Genomic DNA, 15,713 nt, shown 5'->3' with positions numbered 1-15,713 from the left:
ATCCGGCGATGATCAGAAGCGGCCATTAGTCTGAAGCGGCATGCCGACGCCTGGGGGGACTCATGATCGTCGTGGAGCGCACGCTGGCCGTGAGGGTCGCCCCCGGGCCGACGCTCGGCTATCTGACCGATTTCGGCAACACGGCGTCCTGGGACCCGGCCGTACGCCAGACCGTCCGCACCGGGGCCGGGCCGATCCGGCCGGGGTCGACGTGGCGGCAGGTGTGCCAGTTTCTGGGCATCACCACCGAACTGACCTGGATGCTGGTCGGCGCGGAGGCCGGGCGGCTGATGTTCCACGGGCGCAACGAGGGGGCCACCTGCGTCGACACGGTGGTCGTGCGGGCGGCCCCGACCGGCAGTGAGGTCACCTACCGGGTCGAGCTCGAGATGCACGGGCTCGCGAAGCTGGCCTCACCACTGATCAAAATGGAGTTCGAGAAGCTGGGGACGGTGGGCGCGGCGGCGCTGACGGGGGCCCTGAACCGCCTGGACGGGCGCGCCACCGAGTTGCAGTTCCCCACCGCTCCGGCCTCTTTCCCGACCGCTCAAGGGCAGGAGGCCTGACGGGTCACGCGCGGGTGGCGACGATCCGCAGGTAGGCCGACGGGATGCGGGCGCTGCCGTCCCCGGCCGTGTTGTACCGGCCGGCCAGCTCGACCAGGTCGTCGTAGAGCGGCTTGCCGCCGTCCGGGCCCAGCGCCTCGAACGCCTTGAGGGTCGGGCCGTAGAACTGGCGGAAGTAGTCGGCGAAGTGCTCCGGCGAGGCGAACCGGAACACGAACTCGCGGCGTACCGCGCGCAGGTCGCGGACCCGGTCGCCGAACAGTTCGCGGACCCGGTCCTCGCTGCCCCACTCGACCGGGCCGCGGATGCCGGGCGGCGGCGGCACGCGGCGGCCGACCGTCCGGAACATCTCGCCGATGAACCCGTCCGGCGTCCAGTTCGCCATCGCGATGGTGCCGCCGGGACGGCAGACCCGGGCCATCTCGGCCGCGGTGCGTTCCTGGTCGGGGGCGAACATCGCGCCCACCACCGAGATCACCGCGTCGTAGCGGCCGTCGGCGTAGGGCAGGTTCTCGGCGTCCGCGACCCCGGTCTCCAGGGGCAGGCGTTCCGCGTCGGCGCGTTCCCGGGCCCGGGCGAGCAGCCCCGGCACATAGTCGGTGGCGGTCACCCGGCAGCCGCACCGGGCCGCAGCGAGCGAGGCGTTCCCGGTGCCGGCCGCGACGTCCAGCACCTCCGCCCCCGGCGCGAGATCGGCGGCCTGCACGGTCTCCTCGGCCATCGGATGGATCAGGGCCGCCACCGCGCCGTAGTCGCCGCTGGCCCAGGTCTTCTGCTGCTTGGCCTTGAGTCCTTCGAGAATCAGCTCTGTCATGCCCTCGACGCTAGGAATCCGCGGCCCCCGGCACATGGGGAAGGCTCCCTATCTTTAGCCGGCTCGCGCCCGACTCCCCGATGTCAGGACTCTGCCATGCGATTCGCGTCGCCGATCTGGGTGACAGAACTTTGACATCGCAGACTGACGCCGCCACGCCTGTTTCCTGGGCTGTCGCGCCTCGGCCGACCCGTCGGCTACAGAGTTGGAACAATCAAGAAATGTCAGAGTAATGACTCACGGTCAGTCTGCTCTCACGAACAGCACCCGGCGGCCAAGGCTCGCCCTGGACTTTCCTCCGCACGATCCGCCGTGCCGCGACCCCGGCGTCACGTCCCCTCCCATAGGAACGGAGTTCTCACATATGTCCTCCACCAGCAAGCGGATGCGCGCGCTTGTAGCCACCGGCGCCATCGGGACGACCATGGCCCTCGTGCTCGCCGGCTGTGGCGCCCGGGCCGGCGACGACACCGCCGCCGCCGGGTCGTCCGCGGCAGCCAGCTGCGTCGACACCTCCGGCGACACCATCAAGCTCGGCTTCCTCAACTCCCTGACCGGCGGCATGGCGATCTCCGAGAAGACCGTCTCCAATGTGCTGCACATGGCCGCCGACGAGATCAACGCCGGCGGCGGCATCCTCGACAAGAAGATCGAGTACGTCCAGGAGGACGGCGCCACCGACTGGCCCACCTTCGCCGAGAAGACCGAGAAGCTGCTCACCCAGGACTGCGTCGCCGCGATCTTCGGCGGCTGGACGTCGTCCTCGCGCAAGGCCGTGAAACCGGTCGTCGAGAAGCTCAACGGCCTCTTCTTCTATCCGGTGCAGTACGAGGGCCTCGAGTCGTCGCCGAACATCTACTACACCGGCGCGACCACCAACCAGCAGATCATCCCGGCGATGGACTTCCTCGCCGCCGAAGGGGTGAAGACGCTGTTCCTGGCGGGCAGCGACTACGTCTTCCCGCGCACCGCGAACGCGATCATCAAGCTGTACGCGGCCAAGCTCGGCATCAAGATCGTCGGCGAGGAGTACGTGCCCCTCGACAAGGACGACTGGACCAGCCAGGTGGCGAAGATCGTGGCGGCCAAGCCCGACTTCATCTTCAACACCATCAACGGCTCGTCGAACGTCGGCTTCATCAAGGCGTACTACGACGCCGGGCTCACCCCCGCCAAGACGCCGATCATCTCGGTGTCGATCGCCGAGGAGGAGGCGCCGGCCATGGGCCACGAGGTGACCGGCAACTACGCGTCCTGGAACTACTTCCAGTCGCTCGAGACCCCCACCAACCCGAAATTCATCGAGAGCTGGAAGGCCTACCCCAACAGCAGCGGCGTCACCTCCGACCCGATGGAGGCCGCCTACATCTCGCTGTACCTGTACAAGGCCCTCGTCGAGGCGGCCGGCTCGTTCGACGTCAACGCGGTGAACGCCGCGGCCAAGGCGAAACCGATCACGTTCGACGCGCCGGAGGGCAAGGTCACGCTCGACGGCGAGAACCACCACATCTCCAAGCCGGGCCACATCGGACGAATTAACGCCGACAACCAGTTCGACATCGTCTGGGCGTCCGACAAGTTCATCGAGCCCGACCCCTACCTCGAAGGCTACGACTGGTTCCCGGCGGACATCCGCAAGCAGCTCACGGACGCGGCCGGCTGATCACCACCGGGGTCGCGTGCCGGCGACGACACGCGACCCCTTCCCCTCCACAAGAGACGCTAGAGAGAGCGAACGCACGTGGACGCACTGATCGCACCACTGCTGAACGGCAGCGCCCAGGGCGCGCTGCTCCTGCTCGCCGCACTGGGCCTCTCGCTCACCTTCGGCCAGATGGGCGTGATCAACATGGCCCACGGCGAGTTCCTCATGATCGGCGCCTTCGCCGCCTACCTCGTCCAGCAGGTCATCACCGCCAGCGACCTGTCGATCCCGGTCGCGCTCCCGGTCGCGTTCGTCGTCGCCGGCCTGTTCGGCCTCCTGCTGGAGGTCACCATCATCCGGTGGATGTACCGCCGGCCCCTCGACACCCTGCTCGTCACGGTCGGCGTCGGCCTGATCCTGCAGCAGGCGGCACTGCAGATCTTCCCGTCCCAGGGCGTGCCGGTGGAGAAACCCGGCTGGCTCGACGGGCAAATGAACATCCTCGGCTATAACTGGCCGCTGCGGCAGCTGTTCACCATCCTGCTGGCCGGCGTCTGCGTCGCCGCGCTGTCGGCCTGGCTCAAATACACCTCGTTCGGCCGCCGCATCCGGGCGACCGTGCACAACCGGGACCTCGCCGAGACCTCGGGGATCTCCACCCGCACCATCGACCGCCTCACCTTCTTCGTCGGGTCGGGTCTGGCCGGGGTCGCGGGCGTGGCCGCGTCGCTCATCGGCGGCACGAACTCCCAGATGGGCGCGCAGTACATCATCCCGGCCTTCCTCGTCGTCGCCGCCGGCGGCATCGGCCAGCTCAAGGGCACCATCGTCGCCGCGTGGGCGGTGGGTCTCGCCCTGGCGTTCTTCGCCTACTGGACGACCGGCAGCCTGGCGCAGGTGCTCGCCTTCATCCTCGTGATCGTCTTCCTGCAGGTGCGCCCGCAGGGCCTGTTCACGGTGCGAACCAGGAGTCTGGCATGACCAAGAAGCCTTGGATCTCCCTCAGCGGCATCGGGGTGTTCGCCGTCCTGCTGCTCGCGGTTGCTCCCCTCGTGCTCTCCGACCACTGGCTCAACAACCTGGGCAAGTACTGCTGCTGGGCCATCGCCGCCGTCGGTATCGGCCTGGCCTGGGGCCGGGGCGGGATGCTGGTGATGGGGCAGGGGGTGTTCTTCGCCCTCGGCGCCTATTCGATGGCCATGCATCTCACCCTGGAGACCGCCGGTGACCGGGTCCCCGGGTTCATGGTTCTCTACGATCCGCTCGCGCCGCTGCCGATGTTCTGGGAACCGTTCCGCAGCACGGGATTCACCCTGCTGGCGATCGTGCTGCTCCCGGTGGTCGTGGCCGGCGCCCTCGGCTACGCGCTGTTCAAGCGCCGGGTGAAGGGCGCCTACTTCGCGATCCTGACCCAGGCGCTCGCCGTCGCGCTGGCCACCCTGATCAGCTCCACGATCCGCGAGACCGGCGGCGACACCGGGCTCAGCGACTTCAAGTACTTCTTCGGCTTCGTGCTCAACGACCCGGCGAACCGGCTGATGGTCTATCTCATCGCGGCCACGCTGCTCATCGTGTGCCTGCTCGCGGTGTGGCAGTTCTACCGCAGCCGCTTCGGTGAGCTGCTCGTCGCCACCCGGGACGCCGAGGAGCGGGTGCGCTTCCTCGGCTACGACCCGGCCAACGTCAAGCTCGTCGCCTTCGTCGTCTCCGCGCTGATGGCCAGCATCGGCGGGGCGATGTTCGTCCCCATCGTCGGCATCATCACCCCGGCCGAGATCGGCGCCGCCGCCTCGATCCTCATGATCGCGGGGGTGGCCCTGGGTGGCCGCGCGTCGCTGTTCGGCCCCGCGCTCGGCGCGATGGCGGTCGGATGGGGACAGTCGAGCCTCGGCTCGACCTGGCCCGACGGCTGGACCTACATCCTCGGTCTGCTGTTCGTCGTCGTCATCCTCTTCCTGCCGAACGGGCTGTCGTCGCTACCGGCCCGGTTGATGCGTCGGCAGCGACCGGGTCCGGTCGAGCCGCCCGCTCCGGCGATCGCGCCCGCCGAGCTCGAGGAGGTCAAGTCATGACTGACGCTTCCCTTGTTGTCACGGATCTCCAGGTCGAGTTCTCGGGTTTCGTCGCGGTCGGTGGCGTCTCCTTCGACGCGCACCCCGGCGAGGTCCGGTTCCTGATCGGCCCCAACGGCGCCGGCAAGACGACCTGCATCGACGCCGTCACGGGGCTGACCAGGGGCACCGGGTCGGCGCGGCTCGGCGACACGGAACTGCTCGGACGGCCGGTCCACAAGATCGTCCGGCTCGGGGTCGGCCGCACGTTCCAGACCGCAAGCGTCTTCGACGAGCTCACCGTGCTGCAGAACCTCGACATCGCCGCCGGGCGCCACCGCCCCTGGGTCTCGCTGCTGCGGGCCCGGCGTGGCGTCGACCCGTCGATCGAGCACGCGCTGGAGGAGACCGGTCTCACCGGCGAGCTCGCCACACCGGCCGGCATCCTGTCGCACGGCCAGAAGCAGTGGCTGGAGATCGCGATGCTGCTCGTGCAGGACGCCAAGGTGCTGCTGCTCGACGAGCCCGTCGCCGGCATGAGCCAGGACGAGCGCACCGCGACCGGCGAGCGTCTCCAGCGCATCGCGGCCAAGCGCATCGTGCTCGTGGTCGAGCACGACATGGACTTCATGCGCCGCTTCGCCACCCGGGTGACCGTGCTGCACCAGGGCCAGGTGCTCTCGCAGGGCACGGTGGCCGAGGTTCAGGCCGATCCCAAGGTGCAGGAGGTCTACCTCGGCACCGCGGGCGCCGCCACGACGGCCGCCATGGCAGTCGTGCTCGAACCGTCGGCCGCGACGCAGACGCTGAAGGAGCAGTGACATGCTGGAGCTCACCGACATCGAGGCCGGTTACGGACGCACGCAGGTGCTGCACGGCGTGACCGTGCCGACCGGAAAAGTGGTGGCCGTGCTCGGCCACAACGGCGCCGGCAAGACGACCCTGCTGCGTCTCGCGATCGGCCTGATCAAGCCGTCGAAGGGCCGGGTGGTCTTCGACGGCGAAGACATCGCGTCGCTGGCCCCCAACAAGCGCGTCGCTCGCGGCATGGCGTACGTGCCGCAGGGTCAGCAGGCGTTCGGCCAGCTCACGACCCTGGAGAACCTGCAGCTGGTCGCCGACGGGCGCCGGCGGGGCAAGGCTCTCATCGAGGCGCAGATGGCCCGCTTCCCCGCCCTGGAGAAGTTCGCCACCCGCAAGGCGGGCCTGCTCTCGGGCGGGCAGCGCCAGCAGCTCGCGATCGCCCGCGCCCTGATCACCGAGCCGAAGCTGCTCATCCTCGACGAGCCGACCGAGGGCATCCAGCCCACGATCGTCGCCGAGATCGAGCACACCATCATGCAGCTGGCCGACGAGGGCATCAGCGTGCTGCTCGTCGAGCAGCACATCGGCTTCGCCCTCGAGGCCGCCGAACGCTACGTCGTGCTCGCCTCGGGCTTCGTCGCGCAGACCGGCGAGGGCGGTCTGGCGGCCGCCGCCACCGTGCGGGCCGCCATGGCGATCTGAGCCGCTGTGACCCACATCCGCAACGCCGTCGTAACACCGGACAGCGACTATGCCCTGTGTCGACGGACAACGCGCGTGCGGCCGCGGAGGACAGCCTCGAGGACTACGCGTTCCGCTATGTGCCGCGCACCTTCCGGCGCTGGAGCGCGGCCTCCGTCGGCGCGACCGCGCTCGGGTCCATCGCGTTCCTCGCCGACTTCTCGATCGGCGCGAGCATCGGCATCGACCACGGCACCGACAACGCCGTGCTCGGCATCCTGTTCGCGTCGGTCATCATCCTCGTCGTGGGTGTGCCCGTCGCCTACTACGCCGCCCGTTTCAACCTCGACCTCGACCTCATCGCCCGGGGTTCGGGGTTCGGCTACTACGGCTCGATCATCACGACCGTGATCTTCGCGGGCTTCACCTGCATCTTCTTCGCCCTGGAGGGCGCCATCATGGCGCAGGGGCTGCAGGTGGCGACGGACCTGCCTCTGTGGCTGGGCTACCTCATCTCGACCGTCGTCGTCATCCCGATCGTCATCTACGGCATGCGGGCGCTGGAACGCCTGCAGTTCTGGACCACGCCCCTGTGGCTCGCCCTCGCCCTGCTGCCACTGCTGTGGATCCTCGTCTCCGACCCCGAGGCGGTGCGCGCCTTCACGTCGTTCACCGGCAACTCCGACGGCTCGATCAGCTTCGGCGCCGTCGTCTCGAGCGCGGCCGTGTGCTTCGCCCTCACCCCGCAGCTCGCGGAACAGATCGACTATCTGCGCGCCATGCCACCGCGTACGCGGTCGAACGCCCGCTCGTGGTGGACGTCGTTCGTGTTCTCCGGGCCGGGCTGGGTCATCTTCAGTGGCACCAAGCAGGTGATCGGGGTGTTTCTCGCCGTCTATCTGCTGGTGAAGATCGACCCCGACCTCGGGCACCGCGCGACCGAACCCGTCAAGCAGTTCGTCGGGATGTACCAGACCCTCATCCCCGACTGGCTCGCGATCATCCTCGCCGTCGTGCTCATCGTGGTCGCGCAGGTGAAGATCAACGTGACCAACGCCTACTCGGGCTCGCTCGCGTGGTCGAACGTCTTCACCCGGGCCGCCAAGCACTACCCGGGCCGTACGATCTTCGTGCTGTTCAACCTCGTGATCGCGTACGTGCTCATGATGCTGGACGTCTTCACCCTCATCACCTTCGTGCTGAGCCTGTACGCGAACGTCGTCATGGCGTGGCTCGTGACGATCGCCACCGACATCGCGATCAACAAGTGGGTGCTGCGCATCTCGCCGCGCTACCCCGAGTTCCGGCGCGGCATGCTGCACGACTGGAACCCGGTCGGGCTCGTGTCGGTGGGGCTCGCCTCGGTGCTGTCGCTGCTCGCGTTCTCCGGGCTGCTCGGCGCCGCGGTCAAGCCGTTCTCGGTGCTCATCGCGATCGGTGTCGCGATCGTCACCACGCCGGTCATGGCCGTCGCCACGCGGGGGCGCTACTACCTGCGCCGCCGCTCCGACGGCATCGACTCCCCCCGGTTCGACGCCGACGGCAACCCCTCGGGCGAGCGGCTCCGCTGCCACGTCACCGGGTATACCTTCGAGCGGCCGGATATGCTGGCCTCGGCTGAGAGAGGACCGCACGGCCAGGTGCAATACGTCTCGTCGCTGGCGCTCACACTCGACGATTCCGACCAGTACGTGCTCCCTCCGGAAGTCACCGGGCCCCCGCGCTGGGCGACCGCCCGCCGGGCATCCCAACGCCGGGCATCCCAACGACGGGGAGAGACGTGATGGAGGAGCCGGTCGACACCGCGACCGCGATTCTCGCGAGCGCCGCGGTGCTGCTGCGCGAGCGCATGTTCGACGACATCTCCTACCGTGCCCTCGCCGACGAGGTCGGCATCTCGGAGCGCACGATCTACCGCCAGTACCCCACGCGCGCGCACCTGCTCGCCGCGCTCTCGAACTGGATCGAGCAGACCCGCTTCCCGCTGCCGCCGTTCGTGACCGTGTCCGACTTCCGCGCCGCCGTGCACGAGCGTTTCCGGGCCTTCGACACGCTGCCCGCCTTCGCGTACGTCGGCGCCCGGGCGTCCGCGATCTCGCCGACGCTCGACACCGAGCCGACCTACATCACCCGGGCGATCGAGGCGATGCTCGACGTGGCGGCGCCGACGCTCAACCGGCGGGACCGGCGGCGGATCGCGGCCTGTTTGCGCTACTTCTCGTCGGCGATGTTCTGGGCCCGCCTGCGTACGGGCTTCGACCTGGACGCCGGCGACATCTGCGACGCGTTCGACCGGGCCGTCGACACTGTGCTGGCCAAGCTTCCCGACCCGACGTGGGCCGAGCCGTGACCGTTCCGGAGCTCAGCGGCACGCAGGAGGCGATCCTCGCCGCGTACGCCGGACTGATCGAGGAACTCGGGAGCGACGACGTGTCGTACCGGGTCATCGCGCGCCGGGCCGGCATCGCCGAGCGCACGGTGTTCCGCAACTACCCCACCCGCGTCGACCTGCTGCTGGCGACCGCGGCGTGGATCGAGGCGACGCTGTTCGCCCGCGAGGAGTCGCATTCGATCTTCGATGTCCCCCTCGCGATCCGCGAGGCGATGGAGCGGTACGACGCGCGGCCGGAGCTCGCGCACGTCGTCGCCGAGACCGCGATGCGGGGCGTGAGCGGCGCGGCGCCGTCGCCCGGCCGGGCGCAGCTCGAGCGGCTGCTGGACGCCGAGGTGCCCGCCCTCGACGCGGCGCAGCGCCGGGCGGTCATCGCGGCCCTGTCCCACCTCGACTCGGTCGGGACGTGGGTGACGTACCGCCGCGAGTTCGGCATGGACCGGCGGGACATCGCCGACGCCGCCGCGTGGGCGGCGGAGGCAGTGCTCGACAGCATCCGCGACCGCGTCACCCCGTCGCGGGACACGCTCTAGAGCAGACCGCGGGATCGGGCCTCGGCCGCGGCCTTACCGCGAGATGAGACGCCCAGCTTTGCCAGCACGGCGGAGACGTGGTGGTCGACCGTCTTAGTCGACAGGGTGAGGCGGGACGCGATGTCGGCGTTGCTCAGGCCCTCGGCCAGCAGTTTCAGCACCTCGCGTTGGCGGCCGGTCAAGCCGGTCGAGTCGGCGGTCGTGGCGGCGCGCGGGCCGCGGGGCACCGGCAGGCCGCGTTCACGCAGGGAGGAGCGCAGCTGCCGGGCCGGGGCGGTGGCGCCCAGGCGGTCGAAGACGCGCAGAGCGGCGGCGGCGTCACCCTGCGAACGGGCCACCGCGGCCTGATACGGGCTGCCCAGCTGATCGAACTGGGCCGCCGCGGCCCGCCAGTCGCCGTTGATCAGCAGGCGGAACGGTTCGGCCGCGCCCGGTGGGGCCGGGGCCGGGTCGCCGCTGCGCCACAGCCAGAACGCGAGCTCGCCGATGAACCAGGGCTGCTCGGCCCGCAGCGCGACCTCGAGACCCCGGCGGGCCTCGGCGGCGGCCGCGGAAAGGTCGCCGGCCAGCCAGTACGCCTCGGCCAGCGCGGCCGCGGGCGGGCAGACGAACTGGGACTCACCGGTGGGGTAGCCACGCTCGGTGGCCCGCCGCGCGTCGTCGAGGGCGCCCGGCGCGTCGCGCCGGACCCGCAGCAACGCCCGGGCGACCAGGGCCGGCACGAGGCCGCCGCCGTGCATGGGCGGGCCGGTCAGGGCCTGCTCGGCGTCGTCGGCGGCCGCGGCCCAGTCGCACCGGGCGAGGTGCAGGCGGGCCCGGTGGCCGAGCAGGTGACGGGTGTAGCCGTCGAGGTCGCGCGCGGTCAGGAACGGGATGATCCGGTCCAGGGTCTGCTCGGCGACGGCCAGGTCGTGCCAGTCGACGGCGCTGCTGGCCAGGTTGGTCAGGGCGCGCCCGGCGTGGTCGTCGAGCCCGGCCGCGACCGCCCGCTCGTGGGCCCGCCGCAGGTCGCCCACCCCGGTCGCGTCACCCCGGTGCAGCCGGGCCGAGCCGATGTTGATCAGCGCGTGGACCTCGGTGTCGAAGTCACCCAGGCGCTGGGCCAGCTCGGTCGCGCGGGTGGCCCATGCGATCGCCGCGGCGTTCTCGTCACGCAGCATGAACAGCTGGGACAGGTTGCTGTAGGCGGCGGCCAGTTCGGGCCCGGGCGGCTGTCGCTCGAGCACCTCGACCGCCCGGAAGCCGAGCTCGCGGGCCTCGTCGGGGCGGCCGTTCCACCAGCTCAGCCGGGACACCCAGCGCAACGCGACCCCGGTCGGCACGGGCTCGTCGAGCTCGGCACGCAGGGCCAGCGCGGCCCGGCTGGCGTCGAGGGCCTCGGTCAGCCCGCCGTGATAAGCCGCGACCGAATACTCCTCGAGAAGAGCCGCCCGATCCCGTACGGGGTGATCAGCGGCCAGTGGCAGGGCCAGCGCATAGTGCGCGGCGGCCTGCCGGTACGCCCCCAGCGAGGCGGCCCGGCGGGCGGCCACCGGGGCCCAGCGCAGCACCGCCTTGGGGTCGCCGGCGTGGTGGGCGTGGTGCACGAGCGCGGCCGGGTCGACGCCGGGCTGCGCCTCGTACGCGCTCAGGATCTCGGCGTGCAGGGCCTGCCGGCGTACGGGGGAAAGGCTCTCCTCGACCGCCCGGCGCAACAGCTCGTGGCGGAACGCGACGCCGCCGCCCCGCGCGGTCAGCACACCCCGCGCGAGGCATTCGTCGACCTCGGCCAGCCGGTCGCCCAGCAGTTCGGGGCCCGCGTGCGAGGGTGCCACCGACACCAGGCAGGCGACCTCGCGGGCGTTCGCGGTGAGGGTGGCCAACCGGCTCAGAATCAGATCGCGGACGGTCGGCGGCACGCCCTCGGCCGGCGCGGCCAGCACCTCGGTGACCAGCAGCGGGTTGCCGCCGGTCGTCTCGTGGACGCCGGGCGCGTCCCGGCCGGCCCGGCGGGCGAGTTCGGCGACCGCGTCCACGGTGAGCGGCGGCAGGCTGATCCGGCGCAGCAGGCCCGGCGGCAGTCCGGCCAGGACGGCGCGCAGCCGGTGGTCGGGGCCGATCTCGTCCTCGCGATAGGTGATCAGCAGCAGGGCCCGGCACAGGGCGAGGCGCCGCCCGAGGAACGCCACCATGTCGAGTGTGGCCTCGTCGGCCCAGTGCAGATCTTCCAGGACGACCACCGGCCGAGCGGCCCGCGGCGGCCGGTCGAGCGCCTCGAGCAGCAGGTCGAACACCTCACCGCGGGGCCCCTCGGCGATCCGCTCGCGGAGCCGGCCGCCGAGCCGCCGCGCGATGTCGTGCAGCGGCCCGAGCGCACGCGGCGTCAGCAGCGGATCGCAGGCGCCCCACAGCACCTGCGCACGCGGACCGGCCGCCTCGGCGAACGCGGCCACCAACGTGGACTTGCCGGCCCCGGCCTCCCCACTGACCACGGCGACGCGTCCACCGGCGGCACTACCGGCGAGCAGGCCGTCGAGGGCACGCAGCTCGGCCGACCGCTCCAGAAGCGGAGTCACGCGCTCAGGCTAAGCAGCGGGACCGGCTCGGCATAGCGCCTATCGGACAGGCTCAGCCCAGTCGATCCGGTAGCGCAGGGTCTTCCCGGTGCCGCCGGCGAGCCGCAGGAACAGCGGCATCACGTACGGAAGCAGCGCCCGCGCGACTGGACCGGGCACCTTGGCGTGGTTGATCTTCGCGGCCTGCGCGGCGATCGCCTCCACCCGCGGGCGGCGCCGGGACTCGTACGCGCGGAAGGCTCTTTCGACCGTGGTCTCGTCGCGCAGACAGCGGGCCAGCACGATCGCGCTCTCGATGGCCAGGCTGGCGCCCTGTCCGGACGAGTTGGACGGTGCGTGCACGGCGTCGCCGGTCAGCACCATGCGCCCGCGATGCCAGCGCGGCACCGGGGGCATGATGTGCAGCGGCCCGTTGACCTGCAACTGGTCGGCGTGCGCGATCAGCTCGGCGCCGGGCGAGTCGTCACCGTAGACCTCGCGGAGCAGGGCGGGCCAGTCGTCGGTGGTGAAGCCGGCCGGGCGTGGCAGGTTGATGCCGAACATGGTGCCACCGCCGGCCGCGGGCCAGTACAGGTAGTACGCGCGCTTGCCGAAGGCGAACGTCATGGTGCCGGGCGGGGCCGGAACCTCGGCCGTCGAGTGCCCCTCGAGGCCGATCATCCCGGTGTAGCGGGGGCCGGGCGCGTTCGGGTCGATCAGCCGGCGCACGGTCGAGTGGACGCCGTCCGCCCCGATCAGAACGTCCGCGGTAGCGGTGTGGCCGTCGGCGAAGGTCGCGGTGACCTGTCCATCGCGGTCGCTCGCGGAGATCAACCGCCGGCCCGGGATCACGCCGGCCCGGTCGCGGAGGATGCGGTGCAGGTCGCTGCGCCGGATCACGTGCAGCGCCCCCGGGCCGGGGAGCTCCACCATGCGGCGGCCGATGCTCATGATCTGGCGGTCGCCACGGTGGGAGACGGCCCGGACCGCGTCGGCGGCCCCGACTATCTCGAGGGCAGCCAGGCCGTTGGGCGCGATGGCGAGCGTGCCGCCGACGTCGTCGGCCGGGGTGTCGTAGGCCTCGAAGACGGTCGCCTCTATTCCGGCCTTGCGCAGCGCGAGCGCGGCGACGGGCCCGGCGATGCCGCCGCCGATGACGACGGCCGTGCGGATGGCGGACATGGTGATTCCCTCCGGTGTCGGTGACAGGTCACCGCGGAAGGACCCGGATATCCTGTGGTTGCCGCCTATCGGGCCGGGCCGTTCCGCGGTCGTGCTCGAGGGGTTCCGCCCCGGTGGCCTGTTGCAGCAGGTCACCGGGGTTCGTGATGGCTCTTCCAGGCCTCCAGTCCGTCGAAGGTGCCGCGGGTGATCTCGTCGCGCAGCGCGCCGGTCCAGACCGCCTCGGCGGTGGCCATGGCGATGTCGTACTCGACCTCCACGAGGAACAGCCGGGGCGCGGTCTCGCGCTCCAGCTGGTCGCGAAGCTCGGCGATGCGGGCCGCCAGCGCGTCGGCGTGCTGTTGCAGCAGCACGACGGCGTCGTCCGGAGGCACGACCGAGAGCAGAGACAGGCCGGCGCGGAAGGGCTCACCCGTGGTGAGCAGCTCCCGCGTCCAGTCGAACAGCTCGGCGCGGCCCTCGTCGGTGAGGCGATAGACGGTGCGTTCAGGGCGGGCGCCCTCGCGCACGGTCTCGACCTCGGCGATGAGCTCGTGGCGGGCCAGGTTGCGCACGACCGTGTAGAGCGAGCCCCACTTGATGCCGAGGTCACGATCCTTGCCCCAGCCGCGCAGGGTGCCGGCCATCTCGTAGGGGTGCATGGGGCGATAGGCCAGCACCGAGAGCACCCCGAGCGCCAGCAGATTGCCCACACGGCGTTTCTTCACGATCAACCCCTTATTCGCGTACGAGTATACGCCCGCGAATATAAGGTTGTTGATCTCGGGAGTCGGCCATCCCTATCCCCCACCCACCACGGGGACTCGGTGGGGGACGCTACGCCTTTGTCAAGCCCGGCGTGGGTGGGCTGTGGACGACTTCAGTGGGCGCGGTAGCCGTACGGGTACAGGCCCTCGATCGTGACCGGCAAACGCCCCGAGGCCCTGGCCTGGCCGCGCAGGACGGCGGCCAGCGCGGCGACTGTCGGGGGCTGGTAGCCGTACGCGGCGACGAAGGTGGGCGCGGCCGGGAACGAGGCCAGGTCGTACGGGGTCTGCACGGCGACCACGACGATCGGCTGGCCGGTGGCCAGCAGCGCCTGCACCAGCTTGACCTGGGTCGGGTCGGCCCACACGTTGGACGTGGTGACCACGGTGACGTCGTGCTGGGTGGCGGCGGTGACGGCCTGGGCTATCACGGCCTCGGTGGGCGAGCCGGTGTAGAGGCGGGTGGCCCCGAGCGCGGCCGCCAGGTTGGTTGTGGTGCCCACGCCCCAGCCGGTGACCAGCACCTTCTGGCCTGCCCGGAGTGGGAGGGCCGCCGAGCGGAGCGTGGTGATCGAGCGGGCGGCGATCCGGTTCATCGTGTCCACTGCGGTCGGTGCGCCCACGACGGGCGGCTCAGTGACGTACGGGGAACCGGTCTTCTTGGTCTTGAGGATGCGGCGGACGGACTGGTCGATGCGGCGCTCGCTGATCTGGCCGGACTCGACGGCGTCGAGCAGGATCCGGATCGCGCCGGGCACGCTGCGCGGCATCAGCAGCTGGTCGACGCCGGCCCGCACGGCCCCGACAATCACCTGCTCGTCGGTGTAGTCCTCGAGCGCCGCGGCTTCGAGGGCGTCGGTCACCACGACGCCGTCGAAGCCCAGTTGCTCGCGCAGCAGGCCGGTGATGATCGGGCGGGACAGGCTGGCCGGGACGCCGGTCGGGTCGAGCGACGGGGCGACGATGTGGGCCGCCATGATGCTCTCGGCGCCGGCCGCGATGACCGCCCGGAACGGTGGTACGTGGGTGCGCAGGATCTGCTCGCGGGTCTCGTCGGTCACCGCGACCCCGTTGTCGGTGTTGACCGTGGTGTCGCCCAGGCCCGGGAAGTGCTTGGCCGTCGTGCCGATGCCGGCCGCCCGATAGCCCCGCTCGGCCGCGACGCCGAAGGTGGCGACATGCGCCGTACGGTCGCTGAACGCCCGCACCCCGTCGGCGGCGTTACGCGGGTTGGTGTTGACGTCGACGACCGGGGCGTGGGTGACCGTGATGCCGAGCGCGCGCAGCTCGGTGCCGCTCACCTTGGCCGCGTCATAGGCCGTACGGGGGTCGAACGTGGCACCGATGGCCATGTTGCCGGGCGAGATCGCCAGCGGCGCCCCGATCCGGTTGACCGTGCCGCCCTCCTGGTCGGTGCTGATCTGCAGCGGGATCCCGGTGTCGGCCAGCGCCGCCCGCTGCAGCCCGTTGGAGAGGGCGGCGATCTGCGGCGGGTTCGTGAGGTTGCGGCTCCACGTGAAGTAGATGACGCCGCCCAGGTGGTATTTCTCGACGGCCTGGGCGCCGGTGGTGACGCCCGCGCCGAACATGGCCTCGTTGGCCGCGGCGTCGGCGGCCGAGACCGTGGTCGCCGAGTCGCCGTAGACGTACGAGACGACCATCTGCCCGACCTTCTCGGCCAGGGTCATCCCGGCCAGGCGGTCGCGGGCCGCGGCGGTGGTCGGGATCGCGGCCATGGCCAGGACGATAACCGGAATCAGGCGTC

The 15,713-nt window shown here is 71.0% G+C and carries 14 protein-coding genes; 9 read left to right on the top strand and 5 right to left on the bottom strand.

Annotation, left to right across the window (positions count from 1 at the left end):
* The first annotated feature begins 62 nt into the window (after positions 1-62).
* Complete coding sequence (locus JIG36_RS46520) at positions 63-566, top strand: SRPBCC family protein (protein ID WP_203383333.1); 504 nt, start codon at positions 63-65, stop codon at positions 564-566.
* A gap of 4 nt (positions 567-570) precedes the next feature.
* On the opposite strand, the gene JIG36_RS46515 is transcribed toward JIG36_RS46520, so the two are convergent.
* Positions 571-1,380, bottom strand: coding sequence for a class I SAM-dependent methyltransferase (locus tag JIG36_RS46515; RefSeq protein WP_203383332.1), 810 nt, complete (start codon positions 1,378-1,380; stop codon positions 571-573).
* Between the two features lie 385 nt (positions 1,381-1,765).
* Here JIG36_RS46515 and urtA point away from each other — a divergent pair, with 385 nt between their 5' ends.
* The 8 genes from urtA to JIG36_RS46475 all read left to right on the top strand — a co-directional run bounded on the left by urtA (position 1,766) and on the right by JIG36_RS46475 (position 9,486).
* Entirely contained in the window at positions 1,766-3,043 is a 1,278-nt protein-coding gene (gene urtA, locus JIG36_RS46510) for an urea ABC transporter substrate-binding protein (protein WP_203383331.1), read from the top strand.
* A gap of 78 nt (positions 3,044-3,121) precedes the next feature.
* On the top strand, positions 3,122-4,006 hold the full coding sequence (urtB, locus tag JIG36_RS46505; protein WP_203383330.1) for an urea ABC transporter permease subunit UrtB: 885 nt from the start codon (positions 3,122-3,124) through the stop codon (positions 4,004-4,006).
* Positions 4,003-5,097, top strand: coding sequence for an urea ABC transporter permease subunit UrtC (urtC, locus tag JIG36_RS46500; protein ID WP_203383329.1), 1,095 nt, complete (start codon positions 4,003-4,005; stop codon positions 5,095-5,097). Before urtB ends, urtC begins: the two co-directional genes overlap by 4 nt.
* Positions 5,094-5,897, top strand: a complete 804-nt coding sequence (gene urtD / locus JIG36_RS46495; protein WP_203383328.1) for an urea ABC transporter ATP-binding protein UrtD — start codon at positions 5,094-5,096, stop codon at positions 5,895-5,897. The genes urtC and urtD overlap by 4 nt, the downstream gene beginning before the upstream one ends.
* Position 5,898: 1 nt before the next feature.
* Positions 5,899-6,582 (top strand): ATP-binding cassette domain-containing protein, encoded by a 684-nt coding sequence (locus JIG36_RS46490; protein WP_203383327.1) that lies wholly within the window; start codon positions 5,899-5,901, stop codon positions 6,580-6,582.
* A gap of 56 nt (positions 6,583-6,638) precedes the next feature.
* A complete protein-coding gene (locus JIG36_RS46485) occupies positions 6,639-8,345 on the top strand; it encodes a purine-cytosine permease family protein (RefSeq protein WP_203383326.1) in 1,707 nt (568 codons plus the stop codon).
* The gene (locus tag JIG36_RS46480) at positions 8,345-8,911 is read left to right on the top strand and encodes a TetR/AcrR family transcriptional regulator (protein ID WP_203383325.1); all 567 of its coding nucleotides are present in this window, start codon (positions 8,345-8,347) and stop codon (positions 8,909-8,911) included. The genes JIG36_RS46485 and JIG36_RS46480 overlap by 1 nt, the downstream gene beginning before the upstream one ends.
* A complete protein-coding gene (locus tag JIG36_RS46475) occupies positions 8,908-9,486 on the top strand; it encodes a TetR/AcrR family transcriptional regulator (protein ID WP_203383324.1) in 579 nt (192 codons plus the stop codon). The genes JIG36_RS46480 and JIG36_RS46475 overlap by 4 nt, the downstream gene beginning before the upstream one ends.
* Here the strand turns inward: JIG36_RS46475 and JIG36_RS46470 are convergent.
* From JIG36_RS46470 to JIG36_RS46455, 4 genes are all read right to left on the bottom strand, one after another.
* Positions 9,483-12,041, bottom strand: coding sequence for an ATP-binding protein (locus tag JIG36_RS46470; protein ID WP_203383323.1), 2,559 nt, complete (start codon positions 12,039-12,041; stop codon positions 9,483-9,485). The genes JIG36_RS46475 and JIG36_RS46470 overlap by 4 nt on opposite strands.
* Before the next feature lie 39 nt (positions 12,042-12,080).
* Positions 12,081-13,202: an FAD-dependent monooxygenase gene (locus JIG36_RS46465; protein ID WP_203383322.1), complete on the bottom strand. Its 1,122-nt coding sequence runs from the start codon at positions 13,200-13,202 to the stop codon at positions 12,081-12,083.
* A gap of 131 nt (positions 13,203-13,333) precedes the next feature.
* On the bottom strand, positions 13,334-13,909 hold the full coding sequence (locus JIG36_RS46460; RefSeq protein ID WP_307873194.1) for a PadR family transcriptional regulator: 576 nt from the start codon (positions 13,907-13,909) through the stop codon (positions 13,334-13,336).
* 152 nt (positions 13,910-14,061) lie between these two features.
* Positions 14,062-15,684 (bottom strand): glycoside hydrolase family 3 protein, encoded by a 1,623-nt coding sequence (locus JIG36_RS46455; RefSeq protein WP_203383321.1) that lies wholly within the window; start codon positions 15,682-15,684, stop codon positions 14,062-14,064.
* Between the last annotated feature and the right edge of the window lie 29 nt (positions 15,685-15,713).

Origin of the sequence: Paractinoplanes ovalisporus (genome assembly GCF_016834655.1) — a bacterium.
GTDB classification, from domain to species: Bacteria; Actinomycetota; Actinomycetes; order Mycobacteriales; family Micromonosporaceae; genus Actinoplanes; species Actinoplanes ovalisporus.
The sequence above is the reverse complement of the archived record's forward strand: the minus strand, read 5'-3'. Positions and strand labels throughout refer to the sequence as shown.

What these genes read in the sequence shown, in the direction of transcription:
- JIG36_RS46480 (WP_203383325.1), top strand. Translation starts at nt 8,345, where the DNA reads ATGGAGGAGCCGGTCGACACCGCGACCGCGATTCTCGCGAGCGCCGCG.
- JIG36_RS46465 (WP_203383322.1), bottom strand. Translation starts at nt 13,202, where the DNA reads ATGTCCGCCATCCGCACGGCCGTCGTCATCGGCGGCGGCATCGCCGGG.
- JIG36_RS46520 (WP_203383333.1), top strand. Translation starts at nt 63, where the DNA reads ATGATCGTCGTGGAGCGCACGCTGGCCGTGAGGGTCGCCCCCGGGCCG.
- urtA (WP_203383331.1), top strand. Translation starts at nt 1,766, where the DNA reads ATGCGCGCGCTTGTAGCCACCGGCGCCATCGGGACGACCATGGCCCTC.
- JIG36_RS46455 (WP_203383321.1), bottom strand. Translation starts at nt 15,684, where the DNA reads ATGGCCGCGATCCCGACCACCGCCGCGGCCCGCGACCGCCTGGCCGGG.
- JIG36_RS46515 (WP_203383332.1), bottom strand. Translation starts at nt 1,380, where the DNA reads ATGACAGAGCTGATTCTCGAAGGACTCAAGGCCAAGCAGCAGAAGACC.
- urtC (WP_203383329.1), top strand. Translation starts at nt 4,003, where the DNA reads ATGACCAAGAAGCCTTGGATCTCCCTCAGCGGCATCGGGGTGTTCGCC.
- JIG36_RS46490 (WP_203383327.1), top strand. Translation starts at nt 5,899, where the DNA reads ATGCTGGAGCTCACCGACATCGAGGCCGGTTACGGACGCACGCAGGTG.
- urtD (WP_203383328.1), top strand. Translation starts at nt 5,094, where the DNA reads ATGACTGACGCTTCCCTTGTTGTCACGGATCTCCAGGTCGAGTTCTCG.